The organism is Paenibacillus sp. FSL H7-0735 (assembly GCF_038008505.1).
Lineage (GTDB): Bacteria > Bacillota > Bacilli > Paenibacillales > Paenibacillaceae > Paenibacillus_AQ > Paenibacillus_AQ odorifer.
In genome coordinates this window covers 1,087,781-1,110,752 of sequence record NZ_JBBOZH010000001.1, presented here as the reverse complement: position 1 = coordinate 1,110,752, position 22,972 = coordinate 1,087,781, and the positions used below count along the sequence as shown (strand labels likewise).

Annotated in this window: 11 protein-coding genes and 1 riboswitch; of the genes, 1 reads left to right on the top strand and 10 read right to left on the bottom strand. The window is 46.2% G+C overall.

Annotated elements, in window-relative coordinates; translation table 11 throughout:
* Positions 1-33: 33 nt before the first annotated feature.
* Complete coding sequence (qoxA, locus tag NSS82_RS04810; RefSeq protein WP_036680822.1) at positions 34-1,053, bottom strand: cytochrome aa3 quinol oxidase subunit II; 1,020 nt, start codon at positions 1,051-1,053, stop codon at positions 34-36.
* 486 nt (positions 1,054-1,539) lie between these two features.
* Here qoxA and NSS82_RS04805 point away from each other — a divergent pair, with 486 nt between their 5' ends.
* On the top strand, positions 1,540-2,676 hold the full coding sequence (locus tag NSS82_RS04805; RefSeq protein ID WP_076104213.1) for a polysaccharide deacetylase: 1,137 nt from the start codon (positions 1,540-1,542) through the stop codon (positions 2,674-2,676).
* Positions 2,677-3,717: 1,041 nt separating this feature from the next.
* On the opposite strand, the gene NSS82_RS04800 is transcribed toward NSS82_RS04805, so the two are convergent.
* The 9 genes from NSS82_RS04800 to NSS82_RS04760 all read right to left on the bottom strand — a co-directional run bounded on the left by NSS82_RS04800 (position 3,718) and on the right by NSS82_RS04760 (position 22,958).
* Positions 3,718-5,424, bottom strand: a complete 1,707-nt coding sequence (locus tag NSS82_RS04800; RefSeq protein ID WP_076099554.1) for a methyl-accepting chemotaxis protein — start codon at positions 5,422-5,424, stop codon at positions 3,718-3,720.
* Positions 5,425-5,624: 200 nt separating this feature from the next.
* Positions 5,625-8,189 carry a DUF4430 domain-containing protein gene (locus tag NSS82_RS04795; protein ID WP_076274035.1) on the bottom strand — a complete coding sequence of 855 codons (2,565 nt, stop codon included), beginning with the start codon at positions 8,187-8,189 and terminating at the stop codon, positions 5,625-5,627.
* 170 nt (positions 8,190-8,359) lie between these two features.
* Positions 8,360-8,562, bottom strand: a riboswitch (cobalamin riboswitch).
* A 127-nt stretch (positions 8,563-8,689) separates the two neighbouring features.
* Positions 8,690-11,686 (bottom strand): GAP1-N2 domain-containing protein, encoded by a 2,997-nt coding sequence (locus NSS82_RS04790; protein WP_076099552.1) that lies wholly within the window; start codon positions 11,684-11,686, stop codon positions 8,690-8,692.
* Positions 11,683-12,945 carry a hypothetical protein gene (locus tag NSS82_RS04785; protein WP_038568871.1) on the bottom strand — a complete coding sequence of 421 codons (1,263 nt, stop codon included), beginning with the start codon at positions 12,943-12,945 and terminating at the stop codon, positions 11,683-11,685. The genes NSS82_RS04790 and NSS82_RS04785 overlap by 4 nt, the downstream gene beginning before the upstream one ends.
* A gap of 82 nt (positions 12,946-13,027) precedes the next feature.
* Positions 13,028-13,669 carry a beta-mannanase gene (locus NSS82_RS04780; protein ID WP_076099551.1) on the bottom strand — a complete coding sequence of 214 codons (642 nt, stop codon included), beginning with the start codon at positions 13,667-13,669 and terminating at the stop codon, positions 13,028-13,030.
* A gap of 24 nt (positions 13,670-13,693) precedes the next feature.
* Positions 13,694-14,968 carry a vWA domain-containing protein gene (locus NSS82_RS04775; protein ID WP_036680812.1) on the bottom strand — a complete coding sequence of 425 codons (1,275 nt, stop codon included), beginning with the start codon at positions 14,966-14,968 and terminating at the stop codon, positions 13,694-13,696.
* Positions 14,969-15,255: 287 nt separating this feature from the next.
* Positions 15,256-17,658 (bottom strand): transcription initiation factor TFIID, encoded by a 2,403-nt coding sequence (locus NSS82_RS04770; protein ID WP_081386791.1) that lies wholly within the window; start codon positions 17,656-17,658, stop codon positions 15,256-15,258.
* A 4-nt stretch (positions 17,659-17,662) separates the two neighbouring features.
* A complete protein-coding gene (locus NSS82_RS04765; RefSeq protein ID WP_076274034.1) occupies positions 17,663-21,052 on the bottom strand; it encodes a tubulin-like doman-containing protein in 3,390 nt (1,129 codons plus the stop codon).
* 88 nt (positions 21,053-21,140) lie between these two features.
* Positions 21,141-22,958, bottom strand: a complete 1,818-nt coding sequence (locus NSS82_RS04760; RefSeq protein WP_076274033.1) for a vWA domain-containing protein — start codon at positions 22,956-22,958, stop codon at positions 21,141-21,143.
* Between the last annotated feature and the right edge of the window lie 14 nt (positions 22,959-22,972).

The following is a 22,972-nucleotide window of genomic DNA, read 5'->3' as shown; positions in this document are numbered from 1 at the left end:
ATCGCTCCTTTCAAGTTGTTCAATTAACATTGACTAGTGTCCGTCATGTGTTGTGCTCTCTTCTAATGGAGAACTAGGTGTCGGCTCATCCAGTTCTGGATTAGGCTCGGTGTTGAATTCCGTCTCACTGGATGGTGCTGGAGTCGGGTGAATTTCTTTATTATCCTGATGCTCCATGCTTCCGTTATCCGTATCCATTTCAGTGCCACCATTACTCATATGGTCACCATGGCTTCCCGGAGGCGGGCTAAAGGATAAGTGAGTATTCGTATACGTTTTACGTCCGACATGTTCCATTTCCAAAAGACCTTTAAATTCATCTTCCGTCAGTGGACCCGCCGTTTCTTTAACGTCTTTCACCCATTCCTGATAATCCTTATCTGTCATCGCAAGTGTTTCAAACTCCATGTGGGCAAAGCCCTTACCATTAAAGTTCGCATTTCTTCCGACATAAGAACCTACAGTATCAGCTGAAAGATGCAAGGTTGTGATCATGTCGCTCATCGCGTATTTTTGTCCTCCCAATTGTGGGATCCAAAGACTTGAGATTGTACCGAAAGAATACAATCTGAACTCTACAGCGCGGTGAACTGGAATATTAACGTAGTTTACTGTTTCGATCCCTTCCTCTGGATAGCTGAAATGCCATTTCCAGTTAGAGGAGGAAGCATAGATTACAAGCGGTTTCTGATCTTTATAATCCGCTGCAACATTTTCTACATCTACTGTTGTTTTGACGGTGACTACGGAGAGGAATGCCACGATAATAATCGGAATGGTAATCCAGATAGCCTCCAGCCATTTGTTTCCTTCCTCGTGAGGAGGAATATAATCTTCGTTGCTTTTTTTAGCACGGTATTTCAAAAGAACGAAGACATATAAGATGTAGACAACTGCCAGAACACCGAGCATCATAACAATGGAGAGAATGATCGTGTCAGATAAAGTTCTTGCAGCCGGCCCCTTCGGATTCAGAACAGCGATTGAACTGCATCCTGGCAAGAGTAAAATTAGGCTGAGAAATAAAGCGTATAACGGTCCCTTTTTGTTCATGCTTAAGCTCCTTCCTTCAATACTTCTTTTATTAACCCTCAACATTAACCTTTATATATAGTAAGAATTTATGGGGAAGAAAGCAAAAGACTTATTTTTCCATTTAGCCTAAAAAAGACCTTAATAATGGCGAACAAGTTAAATATGTGTGATCAATTTGTTACAAGTTTCTAATAGTATGATAAAGATCACTGTAACGGCGCTGTTTATGGGTTGAAAAATTCCGTTCAAACTTTGTTCAATAGTTTACTAAAGTTGCTAATTTGGACACATCTATTTTGCGCAAAACGGGGTTATTTTAACCATTTTTGTTGATGCGTCAGTATTTAGCCGGAGTTACGTGCTTTTTATGATTGTGGTTGAAATCACAGTTAACTACTAAAAGGTAACAAATTATTCTGCTGGGGGTTACAATCTCTCAAATTTCATTCTATCAATGTATGATAAGGTAATAGACAAATATACATAGATAGGAGATTTTTGACGATGTCTTTAAAGAAAGTATGGCTATTATTAATCGTATTATTCATAGGTTCTGGATCAATACGAGCGATAGATTCAGTGAATGCAGCAGGTGCAGGCTCCCTTAGGTTAGGTGTGAACGATAAGTTAACAACTATTGAAGCAGTTTCGGTAAAAGATACCTATTACGTTCCTCTACGTGATCTGTCACAGGAACTTAAGTTAACGCTAACTGGAGTGAGTGATGGGATAAAAGTTACAGGTCAGAACAGATCAATCAAACTGCTGAATGATCATGCAACAGCTACTCTAAGCGATGGAAAGACCATATCCATGAATACATTTTTGAAAAACGGAAAAACCATGGTTCCACTGAAATTGACTTCTTATCTTGGTTTCGGAATTTCCTTTAAAGCAGATCAAAATTTATTGCGTGTAAAAGATGGCTCAGCTACATTAGATGATGCAACATTTGTGAGTAAATTTAAAAAGGAAATGAAGCCAACCGCAACTCCTGGAACTTCTACGCCAACTGTTGGGAAGCAAGGTAAGACCGTATACCTCACCTTTGATGATGGACCAACGGCCACTACTTCTACATTGCTTGATATTTTGGCAAAATATGATGCGAAGGCAACTTTTTTCATGATCGGACCGAATATGAACCAGCATACTACGCAAGTGAAACGGATTGCGAATGAAGGACATGGTCTCGCATTGCATGGAATGACGCACCGGAAAGAGAAGTTTTATGCTTCACCTGCCGCTGCACTGGGTGAGATGGATAACGATAACGCCATTTTGAAAAAGATTACAGGTCAAAGCACCACACTAATTCGTCCTCCTTATGGAAGCAAACCTTATTTCACAAAGACCTTTAGAGATAAAGTGTTGGCTCAAGGTTATCATCTCTGGGATTGGAACGTGGACTCTGAGGATTGGAAATACAAGGATGCTAGTACGACGATCTATAATTCGGTTATGAATCAGGTTCATAAGCTGCAGAAATCGCAGACCAATCCAGTTATTCTGATGCATGATCAAAAGGCTACACTTAAAGTGCTTCCTCGTATTTTAGAGTCATTGAAAAAAGAAGGATATACATTCCACGTCATTAGCTCAGATCTGAAACCTCTGAATTTCTGGAAGGATACACGCTGAGTTTTTATTAAAAATCAAGAGGGCATCCCCACAGCTGTGAACTAGCTGTGGGGATGCCCTCTTTTTTCAAGTCTTGAACTAAACACTAATTTTTGTTTAATCCAACCACATTCATGCTCCCGAGTTTTTCTATCGGACCCAGATGACCTTAATTGCTGGATTTGCCACTGTTTCGGGTGCTATCGGACCCCATAGCCGCTATTGGTGCAAAAAACACCAGTTTTCAGCGTTTTCCACACCAATAGCTGCGCTGGTGTCCGAAACTTCGCTACAAAGGCGATAAATGGGCAAATAGCGGCAACTGAGTAGTCCGGAACTCACCCCAATGCCACTAAATGGGCAATTAGCGGCTACTGTGTCCTATAGCCTGTGGGGGTGAGTATAAGCCCACGTTATCGGACCCAGATGACCTTAATTGCTGGATTTAGCTATATTTCGGACGCTATCGGACCTCATAGCCGCTATTGATGCGAAATAAACCAGTTTTCAGCGTTTTCCACACCAATAGCTGCACTGGAGTCCGAAACTTCGCCCCAATGGCGATAAATGTGCAAATAGCGACGGCTGTGTCCGATAGCCTGTGCGGATGAGTATAAGCCCACACATCGGACACAAATGACCTTAGACTAGGGAATATCAAGTAGATAGTGTGTTTAAAAAACTAGAGATCAGCCGGTGAAACTAGAGGTACGGGGTACGGGGTACGGGGTACGGGGTACGGGGTACGGGGTACGGGGTACAGGGTACAGGGTACAGGCTACAGGGTACAGGCTACGGGGTACGGGGTACGAGTATACCGATCATCGCCGAAGTTTTTATTGTTTCCATCCCTCTGTCTTGCCTGCCAATAGTGTCGCTGGAGGTCACATAGCATATGTTTGCCCGCAACCTACTGAAACCAACTTACATCTATCCCACCTTGACCAACTGAGATCAGCTGGCTCGCACTTGCTCCCAATGCGCTAAAACCACAAACAGCAGAGCAGCGATCTCCGTTACTGGAGAACCGCTGCTCTGCTGGTTTTGACAATATTAAGAAGCCTATAGTTTGAAGCTGGACAATGTTTTTTGCAGATCTTCTGCCAGCACCGCTAAATACTGAGCTGAAGCCGACATTTCCTCCATTGCGGATAGTTGCTCCTGACTCGCTGCACTTGTGTCCTGAACACCTTCTGCGCCTTTACTAGATATAACGTTGACCTGTTCCATAGCTGCTGCCACACCTTGTGATTCCATGGCTACATGAGCAACCGCTTCTCTAATTTCGGCTGTCTGTAAGGTAGCTTCTTTAATGGAAGTCTGAATCTCATGAAACGCTTGAGATACCAGATGACTTTGAACTACGCCATTGGTGACTAGCTCAGTACCCAAAGCCATGGATTCTACTGCGCTTTCGGTTTGCTTTTGGATATGTGTAATAATATCTGTAACCCGCAAAGAACTATTTCTAGTTGCTTCCGCCAGATTACGAATTTCTCCAGCAACTACAGCAAATCCCCGTCCATGCTCACCGGCCCGTGCTGCTTCTATAGAAGCGTTGAGCGCAAGCAGATTCGTCTGTGTAGCAATACCGTTAATCGTTGTAATAATTGTATTAATCTCTTGTGACAATGTCCCCAGATTAGAAACAATCTCCTGACTCTGAGTTACACTGAGGTCAATTTCCTTCATCTGCACAATGATTTGGTCTACAGCCTCTACTCCACGATCCGATGAACCGGAAACTACGCCCATTAGATCCGACATTTCATAGCTGCTGCCCTCTACGGCTGCAATATCATTGGTCATTGCTTTTATGGAACGTGTTGTATTGTTAATGCTCTCTGTCTGTTCATCAAAACCCGCGGCAATCTCTCCAGAAGATACAGCGATCATTTGTGAAGCCAATGAGGTCTGCTCAGCACTAGCGCTCATCTCTTCCGATGAAGCTGACAGCAGTTCTGCACTCTCTGCAATCCCTTGCATCATCTTCCGCAAGCCCTGCAGCATATTGTTAAATGAACTGTTAATTTGGCCGATCTCATCCTTGGCGGTGTACGTTGCTACCACGGTCAAATCTCCATCTTCTGCCCGCTTCATTAGTCCTTGCAGTTCTTTAAGGGGTTTTGTTATCAGTCGAATAATTGCAATACTAATTACGAAACAAATCACCCAGGCGAACGTAATCATTATGGTATTGTTTACCCGCATGCTTTTAGCGGTTGCCATGGAATCTGAATTGTGTTCATCAGCATCTTTAAGCAACGAATCACTAATTCCTTTAAGTAGGTTGATCATTTTTTCACGGGATTCGTTAAATTCGCCTGAAAATACTTTATAGGCCTCTTGATTATGATTACTATCAGCAATCTTTATAATGTTATCCCGCTGTGCACGATAATCTGGCAAAAAGGACTCATACTCTTTGATTTTACTTACAATAGCAGGATCATTATACTGAATCGCTTTCACCTTGTTCATAAGTTCATTATTATCCTGAACCTTCACTTGGATACTCTCAGAAAGTTCTTTGTTTTTGCTGGCATCAACGCTAATCAAACGCTCCAAAAGATAGGATTCAATAGCCCGATTATTCGTACGCATCTGCCCCACGTAAGAAACAGGCAATAAATTTTCATTATATGTCTCATTTGTCTTTTCGGCCATTCGGGTCATCGTGATGATGCCTATGCCCCCTACAACATTCACCATGATTACAGCGAATACCAAAAGCAGCCCTATTTTGTATTTCACTTTCAAATTTTTCATCTACACTCCGCCTTCGCATTATCTTATGATCTATCTATTTTTATCGGTCGGAAGGGCTAAGAGTTTGATGATTTTTTGAATATTGTGTCGAATAAAAGTATATATTGTCATAAAACGACTTTCCTCCAAATATAAAAAGGGCGGGCACCCGATCCGTTAGTTACTCCGAATCCATGTACCCGCCTAATCAATCCTCTTCCTTATTCTCCAGAGGTATAGTACCAATATAAAGTATCACCGTTCTGCAAAATATAGCTGTCTGCACTTATGCTTGGATCAGCATCCCGGTTCGTTTTATACTTCCATCCGCTGCTTGGGCCTCCGTCAAATTCAGCCAACCCGTCAATAGACTTCACGTAGATGCTTCCAGCGTTGCCGGATGATACTACCTTAGTGCCTAATTGACTGACTAGTAAGCTATAAGCCGTTTCGCCCTCTTTTAGAGCTACTGTTGTACTGGCTAGGATGGTTCCCTTCCGGCTATCTCCAATTACTGAAAGGGTAGCGGTAGCTTTAGCTGGAGCAATAACAGACGATCCAACAGTCAGAGACTGAGTATAACGCGCTACGCTCGGTACGCTGTCTTTAACATAACCGGTAACAGTCATTGTATAGCTATTTGCCGGGAGACCCCCCTCAACAACAGCTACACCTTGTTCATTCGTGATTACCTTCTTATCACCAATCGAAACCTGCACACCTGCAGCTGGTGAGGTAACCGGATCAGAAGTGAAGCTGTCCTGATTCCACACCCACTTTTTCTGGGAAACCTTTACGGTAAAAGCTTCATTAGCTTTTGGCTGCGTTGGGGAAAGCGCCACAGAATCTATAACCTGTGTATTTTCTCCTGCATAATAGACAAGCACACGATCGGATTCCTGTAGTTCGAACGCATCCATACCCACACTTGGATATATCCACTCCCCGCCGCGTGATACTACGAAGCTCCACCATCCGTCGTAAGTACCTTGCGAAACTCCATGGATACCTGATACAAAGTTGCCATAAGACGATTTGGTGATATCTACTTTAAAATCATCGGTAGACCCTAGTTGCTGCAACGCTTCAAGAGCATTGGAGGCTTTTAAAGTCCCTTCACTAATCAATCCTTCCGGGCCTTCAACGGTAAGAGAAGCTGTTACATTCTTAGAAGTTACCTTTATAGCTTTTGTATATTTAGCAACCGTTGGCGCTTTACCTTCGCGGTAGCCAGTTACAGACAGTGTATAGTCACCTGCGGGCACATTTCCTGAGAATACGGCCTCACCTTTAGCATTCGTCGTTACCGTGTGAGCTCCAATTTGGACCTGAACACCCGCAGCTTTTGCCGTTACAGGAGAGGAAGTATTCGTAGCAGCGTCCCATTTCCACGTCTTACTAGTTACAGTGACAGTAAAAGAATCGCCCTCTTTAAGATTTTGTTTGGAAAGGGTAACGGAATCCACAAGTTTAGTGTCATCTCCGGCATAATAAACCAGTACCTGATCTGAATCTTTAAGTACAAAATCACTCATGCCTACATCGGGATTAATCCATTTTCCGTCACGTGATACAACATACATCCATCCGTCATAACCACCAAAGCTTCCAGCAGCAATACTTCCGATGCCAGTCACATAACTGCCCGAAGGATTCGTGATCGGCAAGTTCGTTTGAAGCGCCAGCTTCTCTAACGCTCCAAGTGCGTTGCCAGCATAGGCGTACCCTTGTGCCAACGTGGCCCGTGGTCCCTCAATCGTTACAGGAGCGTAGATGAGTGAGCTCTGAACGGAGGATTTGGAAAAATCGTATAGCTTACTGTTGCTTCCTTTATACAGCAAATTATACGCAACCAGCGCCTGAAGTCCTTGCTCTGTCGCCAGAACATTACTGCTTCCACCACGGCTATGGGTGAAGCTACCATCAGCTAGACGATAGCTAAGCAGGTTCTCCATTAGATCCACTTTGTTTTTGGTGTATTCTAATCCACTAGGATCAACTCCGAAGGATGTGAGTCCAAGGATTGCTTGTGCGCTACTTTCAGCACTGTCACCGTAACCCCCATGGCTATCTTGAGCTGCAGATAACCAAGCTACGGCTTGTAGCCCTGCTAAGTAGGCTTCGGGATTATTTTTATGTGCCGCCAGAGCCGTCAAGGTTATCGCTGTCATATCAGGCTCACTTGCGCCTGAAGTTAATGCAAAGCCCCCATCCGGATTCTGTTTGGAGAGAATCTCCGTAAGGAGCTTATCCGCCGTCCATTTCGCGTCACTTGGGATATTATATTTACCAGAATCCAGCGCAAGTAAAGCATATACCGGATTATTTAGCGTCTGTTCACTGAGCTTGCTGTTATTATAAATTTTCTCAATCAGATTATAGCCAGGAGTCGTTCCGTTACCAGCAAAGCTAGTAGGATCTGCACCAATCGCTCTCACTGCGAGCACGATTCGAGCATAATCGGTTACATTGGCGAAATTGCCAGCTGCATCCTTTACTTTTTTCTCAAGCTCTGAATGGTAACTGGCTGGCAGCTTATATCCTGCTTGCGCTAATCCAATAGCTTGCCAATCCGATTGCACGCCACCTTTCAAGAGATATTCTGCAGCCGCATAAGTCGCATCCGCAACATTAATCCGCTCCGCAGCAGTTGCTTCCAGACCGGAGCCAGCGCTCGCTTCTGCAAATATTTGTCCTGCCGGAGCAAGAGATGTTCCTAGAATTGAAATGACCATGAATAAGGCCAGCCCAAGTGCTACAAACTTGGAAGACATGATTTTCTTCATTGTTTAACCTCTTTCTGTATAAGAATGGGTACTGCTGGGAATAAGACGCATAACATAAAGACCGCCCCTTTGGAGGGCGGTCAGGGAAGATTACAAATCGAGGCTGAGGCGCTTGCTTCCTGCCAACAGTCCATCTGTATATGTTCCACATTCTTACCCCACGAAGAATAGAAACGCTCACGAAAAAGGCAGGTCTCCTGGCTGATGCTTCATCGCTGTTCTTCACCTTCCCACCCTACCTTCGGGGCAGTGGCTTATAGAAGAAAAACTCCGCACATACAGTGGCGGGACCGCGCCGGACTCTTGCACCGGACTTCCCTTTTAAGCAGACGACTAGATTGATAGAGTCTGCACCTTTTCCAGTATGTAGTATCTTATTTTGACATCCATAATCATATCTATTAATACATAGCATGTCTATAGAAAAGCTTAGTATGGGCAGCAAAAAAATGAACAGCAATACACCACCTGCCGGTAGGTATTGCTGTTCAGAAAGCTTGTTATTCGGCTGTTCCTTCCGGACTTGCAGTTGAGGAGGGTTCAGCACTTGAATCAGAAGCTGGTGGAATATTAGGGTCGGGATCTACGATCAATGTAAATCTTCCGGCCTTGATCATACTTTTCTCTAGAATTGTCGCTCCAGGCTCCAATGTAACCTCAACCTGATAGGATGGTTGTTCACCTTCAGTCACAGCTGTTGCGGAAGGCAACCCAGTGCTGTCCTCAGTATCAGAGGAAGGCGTAGGAGACGGAGAAGCATCAGCTACTGCGTTAGGAGCATCTGCACCTTCTGCTGTTCCTCCAGTAGTGCCAGCGGCATCTGAATCGTCAGCGGCGTTTCCCTCATCCGTCCCATCCGTTGACGGCACTGGACAAGTGCCATTCGTAGCAGCGACCTTAAAGCTTTTATCTATCTCTGTAGACGAAGACATTAAACTAATCTCAGTCGGTTGAAACTGCACACAGTCATCTGCACTTGCGAAGGTGAACACCAATATGCTGCTCCCCTTATCTCCTTCGTCGCTCTGATCCTTCAAGTATACTGAAGCCGGAGGCAGCTCATTACCTGCACTCTGAACAGGGGTCGGCTCAGGGCTTGTCCCCGGCAGAGCAGTCTTCGTATCATCCGGGCGTAGCATACTGAATACGATAATTGCAATAATCACCAGAATACCCGTAATGGAGCCGGAGATTAAGAGTCGAAATCGGCTGCGGCTGATCCAGCGCGCCAGCGGGGAAGCCAGTTGGGAGCGGGCTTCATTGTACACATTTTGCAGAGCAGGCCGAGCTGCCGCGACATAGTTCTTTCGGAATTCCCGATTCTTGAACGCTTCACGATCACTGCTCAGGAAATACTTCAGAATCGCTTTGCGGTAACCCGGTTGCAGCTTTTTATTCGAAACCGTAAATAAAGGATTGCCTTGCGACCAAGCAAAAAACCGATAGATGATTTCTTTGTCGGAACCGGCTTTACGCTTTAGCAGCTCCAGAAGCGCATCGTAATCCAGCGGACCACCTTCACGCTGAGTTGTATAGTAGAAGGCTAGCGGAAGCCGTTCAAAGGGTTCCAGAACACGCGCCTCTTTTAGCAAACGACGACCCAGTAGCTGCACATCGTCTAGTTCCTGCGGAGACAATCCTGCAAAAATCTCCTCATTCGGCTTCTCTTCACCAAACCAGCGGTAAGCGGCGCGCAGCGCATTCTCTTTCTGCTTGCTAATCCTATCCAGTGGCGGCTGCCAATCGACAACATTACCATACCGTAAAAAAACTACCTCCAGAAGCTCCTCCTGCGTCATATCGGAAAGCGATAAGCGGTTCAGTAAGAATCTATCTGCTGAAGCAGCAAGATCCTGCATTAGGGAGAGTGCCTTAGGAGCAACTCCTGTTCCTTTGCGGCGATCTTTTTCTGCCTTATCTACAATTTCATGAATTTCCGCTACAGAAGCCACCGGATCATGTTCCAGCTGGAGCTTTTCAAGCAAATAATCCTTCACAGCATTTTGAGCAAAGGACTGCTCTAACGCCACTGGCAGGAACCGCCCCCAATGGAGTACAAAGCTCAGTATATCCGCAGATCTGGACGCCGCAGCTAGTCTTGATTCCATATAAGGCTCAAGTAGCTGCTTACGGAAATATGTTTCAGACATCACGCGCTGGAAGTAGGCTCCACTTAACTCATCATTACTCTCAATGATCCCGTAAGCGGCACTCAAGATATCCTTGCGGTCCGCTTCCACACTATGAAGCATCCCATTGATGAAATAATCCACGATTCTGACCCTGTAATTGTGATCCTTAAGTACAAAATACTCCTTAAAGCATTCCATAATCGCCGGATCTGGCACATTCCTTTGCCGAATCAGATCAAATTCCCGGTCGAACCGTTCTAAGAAAATATCGTTCAAGCGGATTCTAGAATGAATTGCACCGTCTGGTTTAAGGTAAGAGAGCAAACCACTTAGCACCGCACTCTTATTCTCCGTATATAAATGCTCGTTCCCTTGCTCAATCTCATAAAATATAGCCAGCTCATTATAGAAAGCAAGGGATAGCTTATGCTCAGGACTCTCTCCACGCAGAATCTGATCGGCGAAGCTTACAAAGTCGTTAATATCTCCTGGATTCAGCAGTAACAGCTTCCACACCAAATCAGCATAAGGCTGGCGGGACTCACCAAAATCGACATTTCCCATCCGTCCGGAAGCCAAATCGAAGGTATAATCCTTCTCAATACTGCGATCACCGGGACGCAGCGAACCTTTTTCCACAAAGCTAAGATGTATATATTTACGGCTTTGCGGTTCATTCGCATACGTAATCACGCCTAATCTACGGCGGAATTCATACGGCAGCACGCTATACAGAATTTCTGTAAGCTCCACCGCCCGCGCGGACAACTCCGTGATAGGTACGTTTAGAGCCACGTAGATTTTTTTCTTACCTGCTACAGAGAGCATCACAGCTTGCAATAACGCCTTGAATATCCCTTCATCAATCCCTAACAAGCGTAAGCCTGCGATTGGGTCAGGGCTGCGGTCTGTGCGAACAACTGGAATAGAGGGCAGCTCCGGCAAAGTTCCACCAAGCTCTCCAGTATAACTCTCTGCAAAATCAGCATGCAGCCAGTCCCCATAGCTCTGGACAATTTCTTCGGAACGTGAAGCAGGAACTACATAGTTATGTGCAAAAAAGGCGCTTCGTTGGCCTGTGAAATCGGCCGCTTGATAACGACTAAGCCCAATAACTGTATCCCCGTTCTCGGCATGAAATAGGTGCAGCGCACCAGGATATGCAGCCCCATCCTTCTCCCCACGCGCGGTCAACTCCGCAGGAGCATCGTAGAGGCAGAAGGGATGAAGGATTTTTTTCACAAAATTATTGTCTAGACTATCTGATTTCGCTACCGTATCGAAGCCTTCTGTGGAACGAAACACTCCGCGACGTTCGCGGGTATACATCTGTTGGGCGATTGTTGACCCTGAGAAACCATTCACGGGCCGTCGCTCCCCTCAATATACTTCAGCTTATGCAGCAGCCAAATAAAAGGCTCGTCTACACGAATCGGGCTTACTACACCCTCAATCTTTTGATTCACAGGATTGCTGCCCAACGCAGATACTGCAAAATAACCCGTATTCGCGAAATAAACATCCATCGTATCTTTAAAGGGTCTGTCCACCTTACCAATAAATCTGCGAATTTCCCCGTCGATGTTATGGAACTCGTCCATGTTTAATGTTTTGCGATGAACATAGTTATTGAACACATTGCTGTTGGACTTGATATAATCGCCATCCTCATCCTTCAGCGAATGCAGCATATCACTTTTTGCAAGCACAACCGCTGTTGGAATGTCTGTCTTACTCTTTTCCTGATAGGCAATAAAATCACCAAACATCGTCAGCACCACATCGCGCGGCTCGTCATATTGTGAGACCCATTCTCCGGGACGGTCACCGATGTTAATATGAATCTTTTCACGGATAGAACGGATTTGCAGCGGATCGACCATAAACAGAATACCCGCAGAGTTCTTGATATGCTGACCATGAAGTCCAAGATAATCCTGATCCACCATCCCCTCACCTGCTACATCAAAGAATACAAGTGTCAGTGGCGGTTTATTTTCATCCTTAAAGACAAATTGAAAGATAAAAGGCTCCTGCATTTTTTCCTTCTGTGTAGAAGCCAGCAGATCCCCGCGCTCAAAAAGCGGTTCTTCATACAATGTACGGAACTTACGGCTAATCTCTGCATTAAGCGGCATACAAGCGGCATCAAAATGACCTGCTGTAGTATGCTGCAACGTGTGGATCAGCGAGGTCATATACACCGATTTCCCGACTTGGGATGCCCCGATAATCGAGATGATGTTACTTGGCACCTTCCCGGCAGTCACCGGCAGCTCATTATGGCAGGCCGGGCAAAGCCGTCTGCGCGTAAGCACACCGTAACGATCCGTAAGCCCAGTTAACACATGATCCGTGTAATGATGATATTCTTCCGGAATATCCGCCGGGTTGATAATCGCTTCTATGTCATCTACCGTATCGAGCCCGAAGCGCTCACGGTATTTGTTCAAGGCGTCATCCTCACCCAATGCGTAATTTTCATCGTCCTCCCGGCTGTGCATAGCCCGAAAGACGACATCCTCCGGAGAGAATTTGGTGAAGCAATACGGACACACTATATCGTAAAAAAGCGGCCGCGGCTCCGGCTGATTCTTTTTCATAAAACGGCTAAAAAAAGACATCTACTCATCCTCCCAAAAGTTGTATCTACGTACTTGCTATGAACGCACTGCTCATTACCCGCTTGTACACGTAGAACGAGTCTCACTCCGGTACCAATTCGTAATAAAGCCCATATTTCTTGCCATCGGTGAAAAAGATGCGTACAAAATCATCCTTACCGATTTCAATCGGCGGAAGTACATTGCGTCCAGGAGCGAAATCCTGGACGAAGGGAAAGAGAATACCATCCTCTTTCCCTGCCGGATGCCCTCCACGTTTCTTGACATAACAGAGGACATCCCGTGCCACGGGCACTTCTGCCGTAATCGCCATATGTACGGTCTTTTGTTTTCCGAATAAGGCTTTTTTTTGTTGAATGGAATAATAGATCCGGGCTTTACCTGCACTGACCATCACCCGGTTCACACCATCATTTTGCCTCACCAGGGCAGTCTCACCGTTCTCAGCAAGACGAGCAAATATCGTATAGGATATCAATCCGATCTCATCCAATCGATCACGATAACCATTGTTAGATTTGTATTCCTCACGAGTGTAGAGCTTCATACCGATCGGCGGATCATCTCCGGTTCCCATGTCAGCCGCTTCTGCGGAGGTTTTGTGGATGTACACCGCCTGCACGCCGTCCGGCCAGCGCCATCTCAGCGTACAGAATCGGTCATCCACTTGGGATGTCACATCCGTTATTCCCGGAGCGGAAGCATTAACCTCGGCGTACCTCATTACTGTAAACCCCTTTCCGCTACACTAGAATCCTTTGCTGTTCCGGTTTCTGCGCCGACCCGGAAAGTTATCCGATGCTGGTGCAGGCGCTGCGTTATTGTTTCTTCTATTTCGATAAATACGTCCTTCACCTACCGGAATGACGCCTGTAAATAATGCAATAATAGCAGCTAATATAAGAACAGCCAGAAGACGAATAAGACTATCTGTAAAGGAGTCACCGCTAAGTCCAAATTCCAGAATCAGTCCTGCGAACAAGCCTGATATTACGCCGCCAATCCCAAAGCTTTTAGCCAAATGACGGTTATCAAACATAATTCCCAGACCTAATCCAAGCGCAGCCCCCATCAACATCAATGATAATATACGAACCGCAGCATAATAAGGACTGTCTGCCGTTGAATCACTGCGCTCAGTTAGCAGCGTCCGATCTCCCAGACGGTCATAGATCTGCTGGAACACATCGCCCAGAAGGGCTGAATCCTTGACATCATAATAGTGTCCGCCTGTCACTCTCGCAATATCCTGCAACAGCTGATTGCCTGCTGGATCATTCAGGCCCAGACCAATGGTATTCACGGCAATACCGCGCTCTACATAAGCCTGCAACTCTCTTGTGGTATCGAAATTACTCACTCCGTCAGACAACAAGATGACCATAGCTCCTTGGTCTTTTTTGCCGTCACTATCAATTTCCTTGAGTGCCTCCGAGACCGCACCGCTAATATTCGTGCCGCCTTCGGTTGGCTGCAGATTATCGATTGCAGTCAGCACCTTCTCACGATTCTCCGAATTTGAAAGTGGCGTTAAAGGCTGGACAACTACAGCTTCGTTGTTAAAGGTCACCACGGCCACCTTATTGTCAGTGTCCATTTTTGTAATTAACGCTTTTGCTGCTGAATACCGGCTATTATCAGGATCACTCTGTGTCATACTGCCTGAGTCATCGATAGCCATCACCACATTCTTAACCGGTCTGGCACCGCCAAAATTCAGTTCATAAACGAACTCCGTTAAGGCTCCAACTCCAAGTGCAAGAACAATCATCAGAGGCAGCAGCTTCCACGATAACCCCAGGTAGCGTTGTTTCCATGAAGCTCCGTTCAGTCGTGGCGAGATCATCTCTGCAAGCAGGCAGCCTACACCGACACCCAGCGCCACAATGGCAAAATAAATACCCACAAGCAGGATGGAAGGCAGATCGTTATACCAGCTTAGCAGCCATTCGCCAAAAAGAAAGGCGACCCCGCCGCCGATCAGACTGAAGAAGAGCAGCAGCAGATTGATTTTTCTCTGCATCGTTATACTTCCTTTCCGGGAAAACCTGAATTGTACTATTATCCTTTAAACATTCCGGGGGTTATGCTGCCTGATAAACAGGCTACCCGGATGTGTTATCATCCCCCAGATTGCACTTTGTGCAATAGAATGGAGTAGGAGGAACAACTATTTCTATTCTATTGCATAGTGTGCATTGGAAATAAGGAGAAATGTCCCTATCCCAGAAATCTACTTAAATCTACTGTATCAATATTGCACAAAGGCAATAAAGGGACTCAAAGTGAGGGTACCCATCTATTACGCCATCAGCGCATCTCAGGAAGCTGATCTTCACTCAGCCCATGGAGCTGATAGCCATTCTGAGCATAAGTCTCATAATAGACCTTACCGTTGCGATAATAGAGCAGGTCTTCTAAATGAAAGCCGCCCATCAGGTTTAGCTTCTCCACTCCGCTCCTCCGCTGCTCATGCACGAATCCTAACCGGTAAATCCGTGTTGTCTCATCCACTCCAAATGCGTAGCGTAGGAATTCTGATGAACTGTCTCCGAAGAAATATTTCTCCTCATGACGATGCTCTTGCGTATATTCGAATAGCCGAACATTAATGGCCGCGCCCTCTTCCAAATTATGATACAAGCGCTTGAACAGCTCTTCCCTCGATAGAACCTGACGATTCTCATAGGCTGCCGCAACATTTGCACGCCGCAGAAGCTCTTCCTCAAAAGATAAATTGAAAGGTTCTGCTGTCAGCAGCTCCCGGCGGCAAATATCAATCAAACGCTCAATCACAGCTTCTTTCCCTTGTTCTAAGAGCTTGGAGATACTGCCCATGTACTTCTCACTGAAGAATATTCCAGGTCCACGCCGGGTTTCGATATCCTTCATCACTTCTTCTGTGACTACGCGGTAGTATTCCATTACGTTCTGGCCTGTTGTTTCGTTTGTTCGCCCAATGCTGTCCATAACAGTAATACGCAATTCTTCCTCCAAAGTCTCCATAGCTTTCACACGAGCCATACTTTCCATATGAAGCTGCTCAAGTGCAGATTCCAAACGACTGCATAGGGCAAGCTCACTTTCTAGGCCCAATAGTTCATATTTTTTGCCATATACGGCTGAGAATAAGTAATGAATGAAGTTACGTACTGTTCTTTTGTCAAAAAGCGGCACACGCTGGAACGGCTGGCGCTCCACGCTTTCTGCATAAAGATCCTCAAGCTCCTCCTGCATGGAAAGAATCGCGGAACGCAAGCCTGCCATATGCTGACGTAAAAGATGGAGCACACTTCCGGCTTCATCACGATCTGCCGTCCACTCCGCAAGCTGATAAAAGCTTACCGCAGGCGTAGATGTTTCCTGTGCCGCCAGCATAGTGCGCCATTGGCGTAATGGATTCATTCCCTCTACTCTCCGGTTTGACTCTGCCACAAAGTTATTGCGGAAATAAGCTTCGCCCCCTTCACCGAACAACTGCCGTTCAGCTTCACGAAGTGACAGCTGCTTCAGTTCATTATAGGAAGGGCGTCCGTGACTCATTAAACCCGTCATTTCATTCAGGCCGTCTTTCTCCGGAAGTAGCTGTACCGCGTGTTCCCGCAAGCTGTCAGGGTCCAGCCCTAACAACGCCTGCCGTTCACGTATAGTCCACGAACTGCCCTCACTCATATCGGAGACAAGCCGCCGGAACGCATGATACAGCACTGCCAAAGCAATTTGAACATTAGGTCTTCTTACCCCGGAAAAGCCAGCAGAGGCGTAGCCTTGTCTTCCAGTGCTGCCTCTGATGCCGCTTTTGAAGGTCATATTGTTATATCCGCCATGACCAGTAGCCTGATCAGAAGCCGGGCGGACCCGATTTTTGAGCAGACTAATATGAGAAATAATCTCGTAGTTGTCATCCATACCGTGTGCAGACATCATACCGCGCTCATTTTTATCGGAGAGCAGATACACAAGGTCAAATAATGCGGAAGGACCATGGCCAACTGGAATCGACAGACCGTCTTCCGTCACAAGTAACGGCGCATTAAACTTATAGTCCGTAGCCTGCATTCTGTCCAATTCACGCAGAAAAGCCAGCCCTACTGAGCTGGAATATCCAAAATTATCCCCTTGCTCCCGCTCATTGATCAGAGCGTAGAGATCTGTCTGTACGGACTTAAAGGACTGGCCGAGTACAGCACGAGCCAGCAGTGTAATTTCCGGCAGCAATACATTAAGCGGATCATCAACCCGCGTAATGATAGAGAGATGGATGACGTCAAAAGATGAATATAGACGTCCATAATCCGCTATACTGTTGCTCAGCCGCCGGATAACTTTATTCATTTCAGCAAGATAACGTGTATCCTCATGAAACTTGCGGTAAAGTTCATGACGCACAGTGCGTGGATCTGACCCTGCCGTTTCCGGCAAGGCCATGGCCAGCACCCGGTCTTTTCCTCCCGCATCAGATCTACTTTTGCTTCCGTCTGTTCCCTCTTTTTCCGCACCTGACACAGCATGTAATGCCATAACCCCGCCGGCGTTATCCCATTTTCGTTCGCAGCTATCCAGCACCGGACCGATGGCCGGAGCAACCTTGTCGCCTACGAACAGAAACAGGGCAGGGTAATGGATGCTGCTGCGTCCATCCCCTTTGCTGCGCTGTGCCTCTTCCTGTACCGCATATTGTTCACCATAAGATAATGCCTGTGTTTTGATCATAGGCCTATTTCAACTTTCTGCGGATACTGCCGAGCTTGCTAGTCATGCTCTTGTAGAATCCGTACATCTCATCGCCGCTCTCATACTCAACCCGTTCGTACTCCAAGCTGTCGCGTGCTTCCAGGAATGATACATACAGTCCTTCCAGCTTATAGAGCAGCGGGGTAACGTCTTCAGCGGCAGTCATTTCACCTGCACGACGCGCTGCCTTACGCAGCAGTACGCTGCGGCTCTTCTCATCCAGCTCCCGGAAGTGCCGATACACGGCATACTCTACGTAGCTGCGCTCTTTCATCAAATTAGCAAACGGCTCCCAAGCGTCCTCTTCTTCATCACGGTCATAAACGTAGAGTGCGCCTTTTTTGATAATGCTGTCCGTATACAAAGCTTCAATGAACTGATCCATCCACTTATCTTCGTCCAGATATTGATGAAGCACACCTTCAAGCTCAGCGGCTTTGGCAGTCAGTTCAGCATATTTGGCCAACTCCACACGAACACGTGAAATCAGCTGCGGTGAACGAATGAGATTCTCCTGCGCCATGTCCTTGTTGATGCTGCCAAAGATATCTTTAATGCCTTCGCGCTCCAAGCCCTTCTCACGCAGACTCTTCAGCTCATCAACCGCCTTCTTCACTTCACCGAGATTCGGGCGTGTGGATTGCAGTTGCATATCGAAACCACTCAAAATGGTGTCCAGATCAAAAGGTTTGGTGAACACAACAGAATATCTGTTACTTGTGTTCTCATCTACACCTTTTTCAATAATGACTCCACTTGCCAGCGCTTTTGCAAAGTCTGCACGCACTCTAGCGTTATAATCACGTACACGAGAATTGACGTAAGTGTCGCCCCATGATTTTTCCGGAATCGGAGAAGGCAGGTACGTCCAGTTGTTCTTATCCGTCATCACTAGATGGCGGCCAATCCCTTCCTTGTCGAGAATGGTCCGCTCATAGTTCTCTTCAAACACCCGCAGCGGCGTGTATACGAAAAGTGGCACACCGTTACGTGTGTTAAGCCAGAAAATACGGTTTTTCACTTGGCTTTCCTTGATCGTAAATTGCGATTTGCCAAGCGCATTATTCTGATAATTACGAATCCCTTTTAGGATACCCGGCGCTTTAACAGGCACGGAAACGAAACCCCATGATGGGAAATGTAAGCTGCCCGAGCTATTGCTAAGGTGGAAGGTAGGCACAGCCTCTTCGTCCAATTTACCGGCAATAATCCGCTCAACGAATTTATCCAGCGGCTCTTCATGTCCGAATTTCATCACAAGGAAATCCTCCATCGAACGGGTAATCAGATCCCCAAACTTATCGCTAAGGAATTCCGAAATCGAGCGGACGATATCAATCTCCTGCTCTTTGACCCAACGTCCGGAATGCTTCAGCATTTCACGGGTGAAGTCGCGAATCAGGTCGTCGCCGTCCTTCTGATCCATGATCTTGGAGATGGTCGCCGAAATATCCGGCACGTTCACAATGTTCCAATAATAAGTTTTGTTTCCTTTATAGTCTGCCTGCTCTTCGCCATTGATAAGGATGTCCCCGTTTTTGGCAAAAATCGAGCTAAGCGCACTAAGAATCTCTGTAAACACACCGTAAATCCGGCTGTTCTCATCGTTTAAGAGCTCATATAAGTCCTCGTAAAATTGAATCATTTGCTCAGTGCGTTCTACATCGGCGTGCAGCCAATATTCATTGATTTTAGCCTCAATATAGGCATTTTTCTTCTTCTCTTTGGAGACAAAAGCACTGCGGGCATCGCTCAGCTTCTCATCCGCACTGTCCTGAGCCGTCTCAATATCACGTGGCAAACGCAACAAGCTTTCACGTAAAGCCTCAATATAAGACTGAATCAGCTTCAAAATACAGAAGCCCTTCTCGGTATACAGCAGGCGGGAAACGTAGAATGGCCCTTGCTCTGGGTGCAGGAAGATGCGCTCCAGCTCTTCACTGAAACGTCCCACAATTTCGCCAGGCAACTGCTTTTTCGATTTGATATATTCTTCACGGGCACGAGCCAGGAAGTTCTGCTCCAGCTCTGTATCCATGCTTACCACTTGATTCTTAACAACATTGGCATGGCTCAAGCGTTCGCTGTTCTCGTAGCCTGGCAACGGCTCAGGCACACGGGATTCAAACGTCTTGATCATACTGTCGAGATCAATCCCCAGCTTACGTGCGAATTTCTCTACATCCTCTTGACCAGGGGCCTGCTGGAACATTTTTTCCATTTTATCAAACAAGCGGAAAGCCAGGTAAGTCGTCATTTCCTCAATCGGAAGCACAGCAGACGAGGCACCGATAATGTTGTATTCATAGTTAGCTGGGTAGGTCTTGTTCATCTGCGCAATGTTGGTGCGGATATTACTGATATAGTCATGGATGGCGAATTCTTCACCAGACTGTTTTTCTTCACTCGCCATAAAGTTCGTGATGTTCTCCGCCGTTACGTTCATACAGTAATCGTACGCATTCTCCAGCAGCTTACCCTCGGTATTCGTTGCAGAGATCAAATGACATAGATTAAATGGAGGCAGCGGTGAATTTACCGTCAAAATATTACCGTATTGCTGCTGGAATCGCTCACCACGACTGTCCACATTCATCCAGTAATCCAGCTCTTTTAGCGCTGCATAACCGTTCTTGCGAATATATTCACGCGTGTGCTCACTTAGACTTTTATTAGACAGGTTCACGTCAGGTGTAAAGAGATAACCCAGTGTGTTCACACGGTCAATACCGGCTGATCCGTAGTCACGTTCAATAATACCGCGTACGATATAGGCAATATCCAAGAAAGCCCCACTGCCTGTACCGCCCGACAGACCTGTCAGCAGAAAGACCATCAGCTTTTTGTTAGTGCCTACGGATAACGTCTTGATCTTCTTATCAATCGCACCTACAACCTGATTAATCTTGGTGAACAAAAGCAGACGTCCAGCCTGCCGCACGCCAGCGGCACCATTCATACCATCTGTAATACTTAACTCAGGTGACAGCCAATCTGTAATATAAGAATCGAGAATACTACGGTTCTGTAGCAGTCCGCCGATTTCAGCATTCGCCAACAGTACAAATTCATTTTGCGGGTCCAGCCCAATGCCTTTGTATTTTTTTCCGCGATCCTGTTCATTCGTCTCAAAAGCTAGAAATTCCACATTATCCGGCTTGTCCCGTTTCTTCTTGGATATCGGATCCTCCGGCAGCTTAAAGCGGCGGTTAATCTGATATTTAAGACGCAGCAGGGCATCAATGCCCGTGCCGCCTAGTCCAATGATCAGGATCGGATTATCAATCGTATCCACCCTGATTTTATCGCTGACAATCCCGCCGCCTAGTGATACATCCAACTGCTGTATATGCTCTCTTACTACTGGTTTCATATGCTTATCCTCCTAAAAGTTTTGCGGAAGCTGTACTTCAGATATCTTGCAGCAAAACTATTTCTGCGGCATACATTGCCATTGCCTACTATACTAAATATTCCAGATAAATCGTCTTATCTACCGTCTGTAGAGATACTGAAACGCGGTCCCCACTCTTCAGTTCAAGACCACGCGAAGCATCCGCAGCACGTCCGGATCTCTCCACAGTAACACCTTCTCCGCTGCGTAACAGCAATCGGTCATTCTTAGCCGGTGTGAAAATAACACTTTCGCTCTCCTTCAGTTCAGGCGCCAATTGCAGCAGCTGATGAAGGGTGAACTTGCCCTTGAAGCCTGCAAGCTTCTTATATTGTGGGTAGGTCTTCTCACCCGTATTGCTGTCTTTAACCTCTACTACCAGCTGTCCTACAAAACCACGTGCCGATTTCTTATTCAGCACATACCATGCTGCACCAGCTGCCAGCACTAAAAGAATGCCCCCTATAATGTAATACAGGGTTTTGGATGAAGCTTCCTTCAGGGGTTCTTCCTTGCCAGTCCCTGTAGAAGGTGCTGTTGTTGCTGCTCCGCCTGTCTTCGCGCTGATTTGGACAGGTGCACTTTCCCGATAAAAGCTGCTTTCCTCTGCCCGTACCTTCAACTCGTAGTTATGGCTTTCTTTTACCTCAAATGTACCCGTGAAGACAGCTCCGGAGTTATCCAGTTCGATTTCTTGCACATCACCTGTATCGATATCTGTAGCAAGCAGTACCGCCTTCATATCTTGATACAAATTACTGAGTGTTACCTGAGTACCGTTGCTGAACAGATGCGAGGTGATGTCGATTTTATCACCCTTTTTATAGGTTGCTGATGGCAGCGCATCGATCTTAAGCTCCAAGTCATAGTTAAAGACTAGATTAATATCAATCTTATCCTTTGGCACACCTTTAACCTGAAGTTTCCAATCTCCTTCCTGCGGTGACAGTAGCTTAATCAAGCTATAAGTAGAAGACTTGGACAGCAGGACATTGTTTGAGGGGATCGCAACTTCTTTCCCTGACGGGTCCGTTAATTTCGCTGTCACAGGCTGTGAAGACATAATTGAGATATTGGCTTCCAAAACACTGCCGTTAGGCACGTTGACGGTCACATCCTGATAATCGCCATTTGCAGTAATCGACTGCACAGGCACTAACTTCAACTTCAAATGGCTGGCAAAAATCTCACTCAGGATTTGCGGCAGATCATCTGCTGAGTCCGTCGAAAATGCTTTACCACCTGTCTCATTGGACAGGTCGGCGAGGCTTTGTTTATTCAGCTTGCCATCTGCATTAAGTCCAATGGTATAGATGGGATAGCCATTCTTTTTGGCAACCTCTACGGCCGCCTTCAGCTCTTTATCTGATTCACTTTGCGTCCGGCCTGTCGCTTTGTTGAAATCATTATTGCCGTCAGCGAGCATTACAATGATAGGCTCATGGGAAGGGTCACTTCCATTCTGCAGAACCTTCACAGCTTCCTCTACGCCAATAGCGATATCGGTGTAAGCTCCTCGGTCCAAACCATCAATAAAATCCTTCAAATCCTGCTTATCGCTCTCCGAGCTAATTTGCAGCAGAGCCTTTTCCCGTTGCACCTTGTCGGTATAGGCAACAATACCTACTTTATCACCTTGGGTGGATAACATATCTATGAACATTTTCATCGCTTCGTTGGCGATTTTGTTCTTGTCACTAGTCTTCATGGAGTTGCTGACATCAATAAGAAGCACAGCATCAATGTGAGATTGCGCCGACGTTGCTGCATAGGCTTTAACAGCTGCAAAAGGCGAGGCAGCTAGACAAAGAGCCAGGAGCAATACCGGAAAGATACGTAGAAAGAGAGTCTTGGTTGTTCTAATACTTTGATATTTACGAAGCATAAATAGGGCTCCTC